The 15,417-nt window shown below is 64.2% G+C and carries 11 protein-coding genes and 1 pseudogene; 3 read left to right on the top strand and 9 right to left on the bottom strand.

The window, feature by feature from the left end; genetic code table 11:
- Nucleotides 1–2 precede the first annotated feature (2 nt).
- From J8I34_RS28685 to J8I34_RS28675, 3 genes and pseudogenes are all read left to right on the top strand, one after another.
- Nucleotides 3–362, top strand: a pseudogene (locus J8I34_RS28685) (2-isopropylmalate synthase); the annotation flags it as partial.
- Between the two features lie 266 nt (nucleotides 363–628).
- Complete coding sequence (locus J8I34_RS28680) at nucleotides 629–4,081, top strand: adenylate/guanylate cyclase domain-containing protein (RefSeq protein ID WP_209775455.1); 3,453 nt, start codon at nucleotides 629–631, stop codon at nucleotides 4,079–4,081.
- A gap of 183 nt (nucleotides 4,082–4,264) precedes the next feature.
- Nucleotides 4,265–4,600 carry a helix-turn-helix domain-containing protein gene (locus J8I34_RS28675; protein ID WP_051320606.1) on the top strand — a complete coding sequence of 112 codons (336 nt, stop codon included), beginning with the start codon at nucleotides 4,265–4,267 and terminating at the stop codon, nucleotides 4,598–4,600.
- A 199-nt stretch (nucleotides 4,601–4,799) separates the two neighbouring features.
- On the opposite strand, the gene J8I34_RS28670 is transcribed toward J8I34_RS28675, so the two are convergent.
- From J8I34_RS28670 to J8I34_RS28630, 9 genes are all read right to left on the bottom strand, one after another.
- Nucleotides 4,800–5,852, bottom strand: coding sequence for a ferritin-like domain-containing protein (locus J8I34_RS28670; RefSeq protein WP_035878402.1), 1,053 nt, complete (start codon nucleotides 5,850–5,852; stop codon nucleotides 4,800–4,802).
- 54 nt (nucleotides 5,853–5,906) lie between these two features.
- A complete protein-coding gene (locus tag J8I34_RS28665; protein WP_209775454.1) occupies nucleotides 5,907–7,805 on the bottom strand; it encodes a hypothetical protein in 1,899 nt (632 codons plus the stop codon).
- Between the two features lie 43 nt (nucleotides 7,806–7,848).
- Nucleotides 7,849–8,625, bottom strand: coding sequence for a VOC family protein (locus J8I34_RS28660; RefSeq protein WP_209775453.1), 777 nt, complete (start codon nucleotides 8,623–8,625; stop codon nucleotides 7,849–7,851).
- Nucleotides 8,626–8,728: 103 nt separating this feature from the next.
- The gene (locus tag J8I34_RS28655; protein ID WP_209775452.1) at nucleotides 8,729–9,424 is read right to left on the bottom strand and encodes a UbiA family prenyltransferase; all 696 of its coding nucleotides are present in this window, start codon (nucleotides 9,422–9,424) and stop codon (nucleotides 8,729–8,731) included.
- 50 nt (nucleotides 9,425–9,474) lie between these two features.
- Entirely contained in the window at nucleotides 9,475–10,842 is a 1,368-nt protein-coding gene (locus tag J8I34_RS28650; protein WP_209775451.1) for an alkaline phosphatase family protein, read from the bottom strand.
- The gene (eboE, locus tag J8I34_RS28645; RefSeq protein ID WP_209775450.1) at nucleotides 10,820–11,962 is read right to left on the bottom strand and encodes a metabolite traffic protein EboE; all 1,143 of its coding nucleotides are present in this window, start codon (nucleotides 11,960–11,962) and stop codon (nucleotides 10,820–10,822) included. The genes J8I34_RS28650 and eboE overlap by 23 nt, the downstream gene beginning before the upstream one ends.
- A complete protein-coding gene (locus J8I34_RS28640) occupies nucleotides 11,959–13,146 on the bottom strand; it encodes a 3-dehydroquinate synthase (RefSeq protein WP_209775449.1) in 1,188 nt (395 codons plus the stop codon). Before J8I34_RS28640 ends, eboE begins: the two co-directional genes overlap by 4 nt.
- 97 nt (nucleotides 13,147–13,243) lie before the next feature.
- On the bottom strand, nucleotides 13,244–14,140 hold the full coding sequence (locus tag J8I34_RS28635) for a TatD family hydrolase (RefSeq protein WP_029049120.1): 897 nt from the start codon (nucleotides 14,138–14,140) through the stop codon (nucleotides 13,244–13,246).
- A 106-nt stretch (nucleotides 14,141–14,246) separates the two neighbouring features.
- Nucleotides 14,247–15,146: an EboA domain-containing protein gene (locus tag J8I34_RS28630; RefSeq protein WP_051320608.1), complete on the bottom strand. Its 900-nt coding sequence runs from the start codon at nucleotides 15,144–15,146 to the stop codon at nucleotides 14,247–14,249.
- Nucleotides 15,147–15,417 lie beyond the last annotated feature (271 nt).

Raw genomic sequence — 15,417 nt, 5'->3', positions numbered from 1 at the left:
GGGCGGACCTTGGCCGCACCTATGACAGCGTGATCCGTGTCAACGGCCAGTCGGGCAAGGGCGGCATCGCCTTCCTGCTTGAGCGCGAGCATGGCGTGGTGATGCCGCGGCGCATGCAGGTCGAATTCAGCACCGTGGTGCAGCAGGCCACCGACGCAAGCGAGACGGAGATCAGTGCCCCGGAACTGTGGAAGCTGTTCCGGGAAACCTATCTGTCGTCCGATGCAACGGGCGCCGCAATCGTGTACCACGGCTACAAGCGCGATGAGAGCGGGCAGGGCATTGCGCCGGAAGTCACGATCGATGGCGTGCGCAAGACCCTGTGGCCCGGTGCCGCGCATCATCCAGTTCCGACAAGCCTCCGCGTGCCATACTGCCGCCACTTCTATGTGGAGTGAGGCGCACAAAAAAAGTGGTTAAGTCGCTGCGGCCTTCCGCACAACTCCGAAATCTGGGCCATTGTCAGGTTGCATCGACGGAGCCAACTCGCGGACGGCGGTGCTGGCGAGCGTTGCGACAGTCCCATCGACGAGCGTTGCCCGGAAAGGCCGACATTCCCAGATCTTGCTAACAGTATCGATTGGACCTTGAATGAGTGCGTAGCGGCTAACGGCAGTCCGAGGACGAAATGCGCTGCACCCATTGCCAATTCGAGAACCCCGCTGGCGCCAGGTTCTGCGAGGCGTGCGGGCAACGGCTGGCGCAGGCCTGCCCGCAATGCGGCTACGAGTCCAGCCCCTCGGCCAGATTCTGCGCGGCCTGCGGGGCGCAGCTGCCGGACCCGGTTGCGGCGCCGCAGCAGACTCCGCCCCCGGCCCCGCCTGTACCGGCCCCGATTCTTTACACTCCACCCCACCTGGCCGAGCGCATCCGCGCGGAACGCGCCGCCATGGAAGCCAAGGGCGCGGATGCCGCCGGCGAGCGCAAGACCATCACGGCGCTCTTTGCCGACATGGCCGGCTCGACCGCGCTGATCCAGGACCTGGACCCGGAGGAAGCCCGCCGCCTGATCGACCCGGTGGTGGCGCTGATGATGGAGGCCGTGCATCACTATGAAGGGTACGTGGCCAAGTCGCTCGGCGACGGCATCCTCGCGCTGTTCGGTGCGCCGATCGCTCACGAAGACCATGCGCTGCGGGCACTGTTCGCGGCGCTACGGATGCAGCAGGCCATGCGCCGCCATAGTGACCGGATCCGGCTGGAGCAGGGCATCCCGCTGCAGATCCGGGTGGGCGTTCACACCGGGGAAGTGGTGGTCCGCTCGATCCGCAAGGACGATTTGCGCACCGACTACGACCCGGTGGGCCACACCATGCACATCGCCGCCCGAATGGAAGGCGTCGCGACCCCGTCCTCCATCCTGGTCAGCGAATCGACCCACAGGCTGACGGAGGGGTATTTCGCGTTCCAGGCCTTGGGACGTACCCAGATCAAGGGACTGCGCGAGCCACTGGCCGTGTATGAGGTGCTCGGTCTGGGCGCCTTGCGCACGCGGCTGCAGGTGGGGGCGCTTCGCGGCCTGGCCCGCTTTGTCGGTCGCGAGGCGGAGTTGGCGCGCCTGGGCGAGGCGTTGGCGCTGGCCAAGGGCGGGCAAGGGCAGATCGTCGGCGTCGTGGGGGAGGCGGGCGTCGGCAAATCGCGCCTGTTCCACGAATTCAAGGCGCGCGCGCAGGAAGGCTGCCTGGTGCTCGAAACCTTCTCGGTGTCGCATGGCAAGGCGTTCCCCTACCTGCCGCTGATCGACCTGCTGCGCAACTACTTCCAGATCACGCCACAGGACGATGAACGCCGCTGTCGCGAGAAGGCGACGGGCAAGCTGCTGATCCTGGATCGTGCGCTGGAGGAACACCTGCCCTACCTGCTCTACCTGCTGGGGATTGTCGAGCCGGGCTCGGCCTTGCCGACGATGGATCCCGCCATCCGGCGCCGGCGCACGTTCGAGGCGATCGTGAAACTGCTGGTGCGCGAGAGCCAGAACCAGATGCTGATGGTGCTGTTCGAAGACCTGCAATGGCTCGATAGCGAGACCGAAGCGTTCCTCGATGTCCTGATCGCGCAGGTGCCGCACGCCAGGCTGCTGCTGCTGGTCAACTACCGCCCCGAATACCGCCACGACGGGGGCAGCCAGCCGTGTTACACCCAGCTGCATCTGGAACCGCTGGGCCCGGCGGAGGCCCAGGGATTGCTCATGGCGCTGCTCGGCGATGATCCCTCGCTGGTCCCGCTCAAGCAGCTGATCCTGTCCAAGACCGAGGGCAACCCGTTCTTTATGGAGGAAGTGGTCCAGACCCTGGCCGAGGAACATGCCCTGCTCGGCCAGCCCGGCCACTACCGGATCGACAAGGCTCCTGTGGCGCTGCACATCCCGACCACCGTGCAGGGGGTGCTGGCGGCCCGGATCGACCGGCTACCGGTCCCGCAAAAGGAATTGTTGCAGACGCTCGCGGTCATCGGCACCGAGTTCCCGTCCAGCCTGGTCCGGCATGTGACGGGGCAGCCCGAAGCCGCGCTGCACCCGCTGCTGGTCGACCTCCAGGCCGGGGACTTCATCTATGAGCGGCCCGCTTACCCCGAAGTGGAGTACGCGTTCAAGCATGCGCTGACCCAGGAGGTCGCGGGCAACTCCCTGCTGTCGGCGCAGCGCAGCCTCCTGCACGAGCGCACGGCGCAGGCCATCGAGGCGCTGTTCCCGGACCGGCTCAAGGAGTACTGCAACGAGCTGGCGCATCATTACAGCCAGAGCGGCAATGTGCCGAAGGCGGTCGAATACCTGCAGCTGGCCGGCAAGCAGGCCCTGCAGCGTTCCGCCCAGCTCGAAGCGATCGGCCATCTCAGCGCGGCGCTCGAACTGCTCAAGACCCTGCCTGACACGCCCGAACGCCTGCAGGAAGAGCTGACGCTGCTGCTAACGCTCGGCCCGGCCTGGATGGCCGCGCGCGGCTTCGGCGCGCCGGAGGTGGAGGCGACCTACACGCGGGCCCTCGCGCTGAGCAAGCAGGGCGGGGACACGCCGCAGTGCTTCTCGTCACAACTCGGTCTGTGGTCCTTCTACCTGCTGCGCGCCCAGCTCAAGACGGCGCAGGCACTAGGTGAGCGGCTGCTCAGCCTCGCGCAGGATACGCAGGACCCGGAACAGATGGCCGAGGCACACCGCGTGCTCGGCTCGACCGTGTTCCGCCTGGGCGAGTTCACGGCGGCCCGTACCCACATGGAGCAGGCCCTGGCACTGCACCGCCCCGACCGGCAATCCTATGGTCATCTCTTGCGCTATGTGCGCAACCCCGCGGTCCACATGCGCAGCGCGCTGAGCTGGGCGCTCTGGTATCTGGGCTTGCCGGATCAGTCCCTCGCCCGCTCGGCAGAGGCCCTGGCGCTGGCCAGGCAGGCCTCCGACCCGTTCGGGCTTGCCTTGAGCCTGATCTTCGCGGCCGAGCTGCATCAGCGCCGGGGCGAACCGGAACAGACGCTCGAGTACGCCAATGCCGCGCTCGCGCTATCGAGCGAACAAGGGTTTCCGCTCTATCTGGCCTGGGCGACGATACTGCGCGGCTGGGCGCTCGGCCGGCAAGGCAGCCATGAGGAGGGCATTGACCTGATCCAGCAGGGTCTTGCTGCCCACGAAGCCACCGGGGCCGCACTGGGGCGGCCATCCCTGCTGGGATTGCTTGCCGACGCCTATGGCCGGGCAGGGCAGCCTGATGCGGCGCTGCGCGTGCTGGGTGAGGCGCTGACCCTGGCCAGCAGCACCGGCGAATGCTTCGATGCCGCGACGCTGCATCGCTTCCAGGGAGAATGGATGCTGCAGTTGCCGGGCGAAATGGCCAGTCTCTCCGCCAGGGACGACGAAGCGCAAGCATGCTTCGAGAAGGCAATTGCCCTCGCGCATCAGCAGGCGGCTAAGTCCATCGAGTTGCAAGCCGTGCTGAGCGTTGCCCGACTATGGCACCGCCAAGGCAAGGACGAAGCTGCGCGGCAAATGGTAGTCAAGGTCCATGCCTCGTTCACGGAGGGATTCGATACCGTGGACGCGCGTCAGGCAAGCGAGCTGCTAACGGGTGCATCGCCCCTTGGCTTGGTTTAGCGATGGTGCGGCGTTTGGCCCGGTGAGTCGAAGCGGTGTCCGGATGCAATCAATTGCCTGCAAGCCACCCACAACAGCAATGTCAGCTCCCGACGGGGCAACAAACCGACGCGCGGTGCTCCCCAAATCCGGGATTGGACGGCGATGGTATAATTTCACTTTCGTGAAAGTTATGACACCTCTATGCCGAGGCCGCTTCCTGATCCAACTCCGCCATCCCGCGCAACAATCCGTAGCATTGACCAGCTTGGGGACCGGATACGTGCAACGCGGGCAGGGGAAGGCATGCCCATTGACCAGGCTGCTAATCATTGTGGGGTTTCCGTCGGTATGCTGTCCAAGCTGGAGAACGGCAAGGGCGTCAATCTGGAGCACGCGCTGCGCGTGATGGACGGACTGGGTTTGACGATGCTCGTCGTGCCGAGAGCGCATGCGGCCTTGCTCGAACAGGCAGCGGCTCATGCGGCCAGGATGGACAAGAATGCGGCTAGGGAGAGGCAAGTCCGGGGCGAGGAATAGGCATGCAACAGGCGTGCGGATCCTGCGGGGTCGTGCCAGCTACTGCTTCTTGTGCGTGCCCCAACCGATGCGACAATCACCAACGGCATGGGTGTCGGACCGAATTCGGCTCCCATACTGCACGGGTGAGCGCGCCTGCCGTCGCGGGACGGCAGTGAGCGCGTCTTGCGAAATCACGTCGGAAAGCGCTGGTGCCCGATCAGGCAGCGGCGCTACCCGGGTCGACCGGCTGGTACTCGAAACTCGGCCCCGTCAACACGGCCGGGTTCGGAATCCCCGACATCATCGCCTTCGCCTGCCCTTTCAGCGACATCATCAGTCCGATCGCGACATTCATCTGGGCGGAGGTAGCGTTACCGTTGAACAGCGAGTTCAAGGCGGACAGCAGGCTTGTGTAGGTGTAGTTGAAGTTGTTGCACGCCAGCCGCTGCGCTGAACCGGGGGGATAGTTCGCGATCTTCGGGTTGGTAGGCAGCGAATAGACGCCGCTCGGATCGAAGACGATCGGCTCGCCCGAATATGAATAGGGCGGGTTGCCGGACGGGTTCATTATCAGTGTCCTGCCGTTCTTGATCTGCATGAAGCGGTAGTAGTGGGCGTAGCCATCTCCGACCACTTCCTCCGGGGACTTCGACGTACCTTCGCCCTGCTCGACGATGGTGCGGATTGCCTGCTGCGCGGTTGTCACGTTGTACACGACCACGGCCTCCTGCATCAGGTCAGGACCGACCTGGTTACGGGGCGGGTTGACGAACGCGCCGTCGCCGAGCACGCCGATTGCCGCCGATATGGCATCGTAGAATTCGCCAATCGTGATCGATGTGTCCAGCGCGAACGCCCGAGCGGTCGGAAAGTCCAGCGGGTCCTCCGGCTGCTCGATGTCGAGGAAGGTGTCGAGCTGGGCCGGTGAGAACGGGGCGAGATTGCAGGTCAGGCCATGCTCGACGCCGCCGGGCAGCGGACCCGGGTAGCTCGGGACGAAATACTGCCCGCCAATGACCGGCGTCCCGCCGAGCGCATTCAGCACATTCGATGCCAGCGTCATGTGCAGCATCTCTTCCATCACCACCGATAGAACGATGTCAGCGATGGCCTTGTTCTTGGTCGGGTCGAGAGAATACAGCGCGTAAAGGTAGAGCGGAATGGTCGCATGCTCGAGTTCGATGGCCTGGTTCAGCACTGCATACATGGCCGGCAGAGACGGCTGGTCGGACCGCAGTCCTTTCAGCGTGGAGCGTTGAAGGCGAATCATATTGGCTACCTCCGAAATAGGTGATCAAAGAGGTGATCAAAGCGCGCACAGGGATCAGCGCAATATCAGGCGGCGTGCGCTGGCCGCCGCCTTGCCACCTTGCGCGGCGGAACGTATCGCATCCGATACGGGCGCGGCGGCATGCGCGCGCACAGCGGGGGCCGGTGCGCCGGTGCCGTACTGGGGGTTGGCGAGGAACGACTGGATCGCGGCGCGCTTCGCTGGCGACAGGTCGCGTGTGACCGGCATCGAATTCGGATCCGCCGGATCGAGTCCGAACGCGAGCGACAGCAGCGAGGCATTCGCGACCACCTGCTTGTAGTCGGCCATGTCGAGAAAGCGCGCCATGACCGGATACAGGTTTGCGTATTGCTGGAAGATCGGTTGCACCGATGTCCACGTGACCGGCTGGGCGGGGCTAAAGCCGCTCCACAGCAGGACGCTGATGAAATTCCACTGGTTCACCGGCCCGCTATAGGTTCCCGTATCCGCAAATCCGACGCGGATGCCGTAGACCTGGCCGTCCAGGCCATAGTCCTTGCCATGGTTGAAATAGCGCGGTGTGCCCGGGTCGCCGGTGGCCAGCGACAGCAACGCGACACCGTTCTGGCCCGTCACCAGCGTGCCGCTGAAGCCTTCGGAAAGCGGTGTGACCGTCGGCGGCCGGTGCGTGGCATCGACAAAGCTCAACGCGGAAAGCGGTGTCGCGACCGGCGGCACGTCGCGCGGATGAATCATGTTGCTAGGCTGAAGTTGTAAGGAATCCGGCACGACACTCAATGTCGCTTCGACCATCGGCTGGCCCCACTGCATCGCGTAGACGGCTACCTGCAGCGTGTCGCCAGGACTCGCACGATAGACGAACGTGTCTGCGCGCACGAACACGCCGCTGTTCCATTCGCTGATCGTGATGCCCGGGTTTGCGCTCAACGTAAGCGGGGCACTCTGCACCGCGGCGAGTTGCTGGGGGCTCAGCGGCAACTGCACCACGCCTGCGGTTGTCGGGTACCAAGGCGTGTCGCCGGAGTAGCCGTTCTGACCGCCGGCCGCGATCGTTCCCAGCGTGAGAGCGCCTGTCGACGTAGCGACACTGAGCGTCAGGTCTCCGACGTCATTCATGGTGCCGCCCGGGTTGCCGGTACTCAGCGCGTTGCCCAGGTCTAGCAGGATGGAACTGGACGCTTCGTCGACCCGCGCCGCGAAGAAGTTGATGCCGCCTTGCGGCTTGAAGAAGTTGCCACCCTGCGCCGCCGCGGCCATGAACTGCCGCCCGATCACCATGCTGTTCGGTTCTCCCGCGGCGTAGGGGCCGATCGTGCCGACGATCCGACCGCACATGAACTGGGGCGACGTGTAGTCGAGATTGATGCCGTCCACGTTGAACTTGATCGAGAGCAGGTCGCCGCTTGCCTGCAACGCGGTGAGGAAGGGCGAGTTCGACACATCCGCCCATTGCAGATCGGTCAGCACGGACTGGTACATCGCGCCGGCAATCACGTCGCCGGAGGTCTGGCCCGTCGCGCGGTCCCAGATGTCGAGGAACGGCGCCGGGTTGAAATTGCCGCGCAGCAGCGTGTTGCCCTTGGTGTCGGCGATGCGCACCTGCAGGCCCCAGATTTCGGATACCAGCTGCTGTTCGCTGTCGAGATCGACCAGCTTGGCGCAGACACGGCCGTCCGAGTCGGCGACCAGGGACTGCAGGACCGGATCGGCTGGACTGGCGGGGCCCGATGGCAGCCAGGCGGACGTGACCTTGCAGCCGAGCAGCCGCCAGGCGGCGTCGCCAGTGGGGTTGAACCAGCCGTTGGGCGGATTCATGCCCGGCCCCTGCAGCTTCTGGTAGCTTGGTTCGAACGCAGCGTTGTCGAAGTGCCCGGGGTCGTTATTGACCGTCGACACATTGGCCTGGAACTGGCCTGCGAAATGCAGGCGCAGCGGATCGAGGTAGCTCATGGGGTCCTCCTTGTTAGCGGTGCGACGTGGTTGCCGCGGCGCGTCAGAATGGCTTGATCAGGCCAACCGGATTGCCTTCCGGATCCTTGATCATCGCGAAGTGGTAGCCATCGACGCTGACCGGATCGACATAGCGGCTGCCGCCGTTCTGCAAAGCACGGTTGATCGCCGCGTCCAGATCGTCGACGAGAAGGTAGAAGTTCTTGCCCGGCTCGTAGCCAGGCGTATTCGGTTCTGTCTGGCCGATGCCACCGAGCAGCGGCAAGGTCTGCACCTGGAACGGGATGTAGGCGAAGCCGGCGGTGCCGGTCTGGTAGTGCCAGCCGAAGACGCTGCCGTAGAAGGCCTTCAGCGTGGCCTGGTCCTTCGCGATGATCTCGAACATCACGCTGGGATGGAGATTGACGGCATCGGCTTGCGGCGCGGCGATGGAGGCGGCAGCCGTCGCGGTCCGCACAAAGCCCGCGCGCATTTGCAGGAACTCCACGAACGTAAAAGGCGAGCCGTTCGACGCGACAAACAGCTCGCCATGCTGCCGCACAAAGCCGGTGAACACCGGTCCGTTGACGTGGCGCAGGAACGCGTCGGCGTCACGGTAGGTTTCAAAGAACACGACGGAAAAAGGATTGGCCGGCGGCAGCGATTGCAGTCGGGCGTCACCGCCGTAGGGCGTATGGATGAGATACGCGAGCGTATCGGGCTCCCGCTGCAGGACATCCTCGGCGAGCTGGCGCAGCGCGGTCTCGGCGGCTGGCTCGCATCCCGGCCGGATAAACCAGCGCGATGTCAGGCTGATGGAGGTGGGGATGGATGGACTCATGGTGCTCCTTCTGGTTTGGAGGCTTCATGTGCAGCCGGCACCATGACTTCGGATTCATGCTGGGCCGCTGTGCCGGAAGCGGCCACGGTTGCTGCTTCAGCGATCAGTCGCCGCGAACGTAGCGCTGGCCCGCGCGGGTCAGTCCCATGCCGACCACGCCCGCAAGCAGCCACGCCGGATCCGCCAGCACGGCGAGCATGACGCCATCGAGCAGCGGCATCGCGGCAAGCATCCATGGGATCACTGGCCATCGGTAACGCCCGGCGGCGGTGCGGCCTTCGTGGCGCGCGACAACTGTCAGCAGTAGCACGTAGGCCCCCTGGACGAGGGCGGCGATTCCGACCCCCGTGGATATCCCCCCGGTCAGCGCTGACGCAGTGACGACGTAGACCAGCAGCCGCGCGCCGGCCATGGCGAACACGGTCGACGGGTGGCGCTTGTGGAAGTGGTCGTAGACCCAGATCACGAAAAGCAGCATCACACCGGCAGCCAGCCCCGCATGATGCGAAACGAGCAGCAGGCAGGCGAGCGCGCTGGCAAACAGCGCGAGGGTGACGGCGCGGGCACGGCCAGGGGTAATGCGGCCGGCCGGAATCGGCCGGTAGCGCTGGTACATGCGGTCATGCTCGAGGTCGCAGAGGTCGTTCAGGGCCATGCCGCCGCAGTAGAAGCACGACAGCGCGACCAAGAGCAGCACGACCAGCAAGGCGGGGGCGGCGGCCGGGCTTCCCTCCCAGGCAGCGCCCGAGAGGACGGCTGCGGCCAGCACGTTCATCCAGACGGTGGGCAGATTGCTCACGCGGCACAGCGAACACACTGCGTTGAGGCTGGCGCGAACCGGTAGGGCATTCATTGGCGGAAGACGTGATCGAGCAGGGTGGCGAAGACACTGGTGGCTGCCAGGTTGTCGTCGGGAATGCGGCCGCGTTCGGAGCTGATCAGCACTGGCGCGTCGTTGTCGCTGGCCGTGCGGATGCCGTGCGAGCCGCGTACCAGCGACGCGTCGAGGGGCACCACGTCCATCGTGTACCGCATGCCGAGCGCCTTGCGCGCGAGAATGCCGCCGACTTTCAGCGCGGGGAAGCGGATGTCCGGATCGACAAACAGCTCGACCGGATCGTAGCCCGGCTTGTTGTGGATATCGACGGTGCGCGCATAGTCTGGCGCAGCCGCGTCGTCGGCCCAGAAATAATAGGTGAACCAGCTATCCGGTTCGGCCAGCAGGACGATCTCCCCGGCACGGGGATGCGCGAGGCCGTAGTGAACCTTCCCGGCTTCATGGAGCAATTCGCCAACGCCATCGACGTCACCCAGAAGCCGGCTCACCGCGCCGACATCGCGCGGGTCGCGGACATAGACGTGCGCCAGCTGGTGGTCAGCCACGGCAAATGCGCGCGAAGCGCCGGTGTCGAGATAGTCCCGGCCGAGATCGCGCTTGATCGCAAGGAACCCGGCCTCGCGCAGGATGCGGTTGATATGTACCGGCCTGCTGACCGGCACGATGCCGTACTCGGACAACACGACGATGCGCACTCCACGCGCCCGGAACGTGTCGATCAGGTCCCCGCAGACGGCGTCGATCTCGCACAGGTCGCTCGCGATATCGGCTTGCGGGCCGACGCGCTGCAGGCAGTAATCGAGGTGCGGCAGGTAGATCAGGTTCAGCGTCGGGGAGAACTGCTCTTCCACCGTGAGCGCGGCATCCGCGATCCAGCGGCTCGAGCGGATGCTGGTGCGCGGACCCCAGAAGTCGTAAAGAGGAAACTGCCCGAGCCGTTCGCGCAGCAACTCGCGCAATGATGCCGGTTGCGTGTAGAAGTCCGGCAGCTTCAGGCCGTTGGCGCAATACAGGGGCCGCGGGGTCAGCGTGATGTCCGCGTCGGTCGCCATCGCGTACCACCAGAACGTGTTGGCACAGGTGAACGACGGATCGCGCTCCCGCGCGAGATGCCAGATGCGCGGTGCCTGGACCAGCCGGTTGCTTTGCCGCCACAGCATCACCTGGTCGAGCTCGCGGAAATACCAGCCGTTGCCGACGATGCCGTGTTGGGTCGGCAGCTTGCCAGTCAGGTAGGTTGTCTGCGCCGAACAGGTCAGCGCAGGCATCACCGCGTCGATCGTCGCCACCTCGTCGCTGAGGGCGGAAAGGTTGGGCGTGTGCGGCCCGAGCAGCCTCCTGGTGAGCCCGACAACGTTAATGACGGCCGTGCGCTGCATCGAGTGTCTCCCTGACCCAGTTCAGTTCGCGTGCGATGGACGCGCCCGCCGAGTCGAGGCGCAGCGCTTGCGGCAGGACGCCAAAGCTGTAGGTTTCGACCTCGAGCGGCGTCCCCGGCGCCAGCCGCGGCAGGCAGTCCTCAAGAAAGAAGCGCGTTGTGCCGACATTCCCGAGTTCGGCCAGAAAGACCGGCACGTGGAAGTGCACGCGGCATTCTTCGGCCGGCTCGCCGCGCTCGAGCCAGCGCGCGAGTTCCGGCAGATCGGAAAAGCGCAGCAGTTCGCCGTCCAGCGTGCAAAGCACGGCCTGATGCAGATATGTCGCTTCGTCGAAGGCCAGCAGGTTTGCAATCGCCTTGCCGCGGGCACGCAGCGCGGAAGAAACCTGTACCTTGACCACACGGATCCCGGCGCTTTCCAGTGCCGCGAGGCAGTCAGCTGGCTGCTCGAACTCCACCGCCTGGTGGCAACAGTCGAAGCACAGGCCGATGTAATCGGCAAGCGAGGCGGGAAACCGCATCCGCTCGAAGAACTCGACGGCTTCGTGGGTCTGCTCCAGTACGCAGTGTGGCTCGGGCTCGAGCGCGAGGCGGATTAGCAGACCGCCGCGCTCGTGCAGGTATGCAAGGTGCATGAGCGTGTACAACAGATGCGTCCTGACCGGTCCCCAGTGTTCCGTGGCAAAGCCACTACGGTACGCAACCGGCACTGTCGAGATCGATCGGGTCTGGCCACGTGGCGTCCATTGCGCGAGGATGTCGGCGAGCCGGTTCGTATAACTGGCGCGCCGCGGATCCCGCCAGTCTGGCAGGTAGACCGCTTCCTTGACCTGCGTACCGTGGAAGGCCCCGTGCGGAAAGCCGTTCAACGTCAGCACGTAACAGTCATGTGCCTCGCACCAGTTGGCAAAGCGGCGGATCTCAACGTCGTCGAGTTCGAAGGCGGCCTGCGCGGACAGGCGTATCCCCAACGGGAACGTGCGCGCGGGGGAACAGGCTTCCTTGACCTGCAACGCGTGGTCCTCCAGATTGCGCCGGACATCGGCCCATGCATCACCGGGGTGGATGTTGGTGCAGTACGTCAGCGGGTAGTCGTGGCTCACCTGGTTCACCTGGTTCACGACAGGACCTCCAGCGGGACGGTCTCGGGGCGTGCTTGCCGTTGCGACGCCTGCAGGTCCGCGATGCATGCGCGCATGGTGGGGATATCGATATGATGGACCTCGACGCCTTCGCCAATCCCTTTTAGCAGTGTGATGCACAACTGCCCGCCCAGGTGCTCACGGAAGTTGTCCAGTGCCTGTTCGACATCAAGGTGGCCCAGCGCCTCGTGATTGAGCGTAAAGCCGATATCGCACAGCGTTTGCATGATGGTCTCCGCGGCCAGATCGCCGATCATGCCAAGCCGGCGGGAGTATTGGACATCGAGCGCCATGCCGATCGCGACCGCTTCGCCGTGCCTCAAACGGTGCTCGGAGAGTTCTTCGAGCTTGTGCGCCGACCAGTGGCCGAAATCCAGCGGCCGGGCGCTGCCGCGCTCAAAGGGATCGCCGGCATTGCGGATCTGTGCGAGATGCAATTCCGCGCAGCGGACGATCATCGGCTCCAGCGCATGGGGCGCAAGGACCGCGAGCGCGAATCGTTGCAGGTGAAGCCAGTCGAAGAAGGCGCGATCGCGGATCAGTGCGACCTTTACCGCTTCCGCAATGCCGGCGCGCCGGTCGGCGGCGGCCACGCTTGCCAGCAACTCGAAGTCGTTGACGACCGCAAACGGCGGTGTGAACGTGCCGAGGAAGTTCTTGCGGCCCTGCCAGTTGATCGCGTTCTTGACGCCCACGCCAGCGTCATTCTGGCCCAGCACCGTTGACGGCATCCGGATCAGCCGCAGGCCACGATGCGCAGTTGCCGCAGCGTATCCGATCGCGTCCAGCACCGCGCCGCCGCCGATTGCGACGACGTAGCTGTGACGGCAGAGCCTGAGGTCACGCACGTAGCCGTAGAATTCGTCCACCTCGCGCGGATCGCGCTTGGAAGTCTCGCCGCCACGGACAATCCATGGCGTGCGGACCAGTTCGATAGTGTCCGCATGTGCCAGCGCGTATTGCTCAATAGCGTCGATGCAACCGGGTTGCGCGCCGGAAAGCCCGGCATCCACCGCGAATAGCACGCGTGCCCTTGCGCCTGGCGGCTGCGCTCGCATCAGGTCTGACAGCAGCGGGTTTGCAGGCGTGAGGGCGCCGCGGGTGAAGCAGACCGGATAGCTGTAGCGCACTTCAAAACTCTGTTCGATGCGATGCTCGAGCATGCGGCGCTCCTGGGCTTCGTACCGGGACGAAGACGTGACTGGAGGGAGACGGGATGGTTTTTTCTATTCCGCTGGCGTCCGGTCAACCGGCGCCGGTTCAGTTCGGCACGGGCTCGTCGACACGTGGCACTTGTCCGCGGAGCACGGAGTTGTCGGCGAACAGCTGACGCTGATCGAGTCGAGGATTCTGGTCAAGCGCAGCGACATCGATCTGCTGGGACTGCGCATAGGCATGCAAGGCGTTGCTCCAGCTGACGGCTTCGACATCGGAGGCAGGAATGCCACGGGCGAGCATCAGCCGCGCGGTTTTGGGCACCGACAGCGGGTCGCTGACGCCCCAGTCGGCTGAACTGTCGACAATGATCCGTTCGGATCCGTATTGCCGGACGACTTCCACCATCCTCTCGGAACCCATCTTTGTGTTCGGGTATATCGTGAAGGCGGCCCATGCGCCGGAATCGAGTACGGCGCGCACAGTCTCCTCGTTGTTATGGTCGATGACCAGCTTCGTCATATCGATGCCGTGCTCCCGTGCGACATCGATCGACCGTAGTGTGCCGTTCTTCTTGTCGCGATGGGGCGTATGGACCATTACCACCATGTCGTGCTCGCGCGCGAGATCCAGTTGGGCGCGATACGCGAAATCTTCCGCGGCGGTGATCTCGTCGTAGCCGATCTCGCCAATGGCGACGACCCCCTCTTTCAGCGCAAATTGCGGCAGCAGGTCAAGCACTTCGCGCGCGAGTTCCACGTTGTTTGCTTCCTTCGAATTGAGCCCGATGGCGCAGTAATGCGCGATGCCGAACTGGCTGCATCGAAAGCGCTCCCAGCCGAGCAGGCTCGAGAAGTAGTCGAAGAAACTGCCGACGTTGGTGCGTGGCTGACCCAGCCAGAACGCTGGTTCGATGACCGCGCGGATGCCGGCGGCAGCCATGGCCTCCAGATCGTCGGTGGTGCGTGAGCTGATATGGATGTGGGGATCGAAGAATCTCACGGCGTGTCCTTTGTGGTTCTTGTGGTTCTTGTGGTTCTTGTGGTTCTTGTGGTTCTTGTGGTTCTTGTGGGTCGTGGTTCTTTGTGGTTCCTTCTCGCTTTGGACGCTAAAGGAAGCGAAGGGCTTGCTGCGTAAAGCTTGCCTGGCGGGCCTGCTCGAGGAAGCCGGCGTGTTTGTCCAGCGCGGTGCGCAGCCATCGGCAATCGCCGCTCATCGTGTCACCAGCACGGGCGAGCGCGAGAAGGGCGCCGCGTTGGCCGCGGGCGTGGCCTTGCGCCAGTTCCTTGCGCAAGGCCTGGAGCCCGCGTTCACCGCCATGGGGACCGAGGCAAAGCCATAGCTGCGGCGGCACATCGCGCCCCGCGCTGCACCTTTCATCGGCAAGGTCGAGCGCCATCCGGGCGAGTTCCGGAGACAGCCGCCGGTCGATGCCGTCGATGCGCCAGAGTGGCACGTCAATGAATACGGCCTTGATCACGAGTTGGCGCCAGGCAACTTCGTCAAAATGCTGCGCAGGGTAGGGAGAATCGCATGCGACGGCTTCGAATACAGAGCGCATATTGCTGCGGCAGCCTTCACCTGCGCGCCAGACAAAGCGCTCGCCGCTCGGCAGGAGTGCGAGCGCGCGATATAGGGCGCACGACTCGCCATGGTCGGCGAAACGAAAGCAATGCTCAAGCGTAATGGGGAAGGCGTCGCCTTCCATGTCTGGCGAAGCGAGCAGCAAGGCAACGCGCAGCGCTTCCAGCAGGCTCCAACGGGACATATCCCACCCGGGAATGCCTGCGCTGAGCAAGCGAAGTTCGTCGGGGCCCGGATTGAGCGGGACGCCGGCGCGGACATGGCGGCTCGCAAGAGCAAGCAGTTGCGCGAGACGTAGCTTCGATGCGCCGTTACTGACTTCATTCGATGCGCTGAGCCGGAAGGCGTTGGCGTCGCGCGACAGGCGCGGACCGATAAGGTCCGAAAGGGCCGCGGCAGCATCGAATCTGGTGTGGGCATCCATGCGTAATCGTCAGGAATTGGCTGTCGCCTGCGTTAGACAGGTTTTCATTCAGACAGGGTGCAATCGCTGCTCCGGCGATAATTAATATAGGCCTATGGATTGATCAGTAATGCATAGTGGTAACCCTGATAAAATATTTATTATTTAATTCTGATATCGATAAATACAGATATAAGTAATATGAGATAAGTATTCGGAGTAAACCAATTTCACGAATGAGAGTCAGATGCCAGTCACATGAAGAACGAGCTGGCATCGCCGATGAAGTGCA

The organism is Cupriavidus phytohabitans (assembly GCF_017815025.1).
Taxonomy (GTDB): domain Bacteria; phylum Pseudomonadota; class Gammaproteobacteria; order Burkholderiales; family Burkholderiaceae; genus Cupriavidus.
The sequence above is the reverse complement of the archived record's forward strand: the minus strand, read 5'-3'. Positions and strand labels throughout refer to the sequence as shown.

Excerpts from the sequence above, each read along its gene's own strand:
- J8I34_RS28680 (WP_209775455.1), top strand. The coding sequence starts at position 629 with ATGCGCTGCACCCATTGCCAATTCGAGAACCCCGCTGGCGCCAGGTTC.
- J8I34_RS28675 (WP_051320606.1), top strand. The coding sequence starts at position 4,265 with ATGCCGAGGCCGCTTCCTGATCCAACTCCGCCATCCCGCGCAACAATC.
- J8I34_RS28670 (WP_035878402.1), bottom strand. The coding sequence starts at position 5,852 with ATGATTCGCCTTCAACGCTCCACGCTGAAAGGACTGCGGTCCGACCAG.
- J8I34_RS28665 (WP_209775454.1), bottom strand. The coding sequence starts at position 7,805 with ATGAGCTACCTCGATCCGCTGCGCCTGCATTTCGCAGGCCAGTTCCAG.
- J8I34_RS28660 (WP_209775453.1), bottom strand. The coding sequence starts at position 8,625 with ATGAGTCCATCCATCCCCACCTCCATCAGCCTGACATCGCGCTGGTTT.
- J8I34_RS28650 (WP_209775451.1), bottom strand. The coding sequence starts at position 10,842 with ATGCAGCGCACGGCCGTCATTAACGTTGTCGGGCTCACCAGGAGGCTG.
- J8I34_RS28640 (WP_209775449.1), bottom strand. The coding sequence starts at position 13,146 with ATGCTCGAGCATCGCATCGAACAGAGTTTTGAAGTGCGCTACAGCTAT.
- J8I34_RS28630 (WP_051320608.1), bottom strand. The coding sequence starts at position 15,146 with ATGGATGCCCACACCAGATTCGATGCTGCCGCGGCCCTTTCGGACCTT.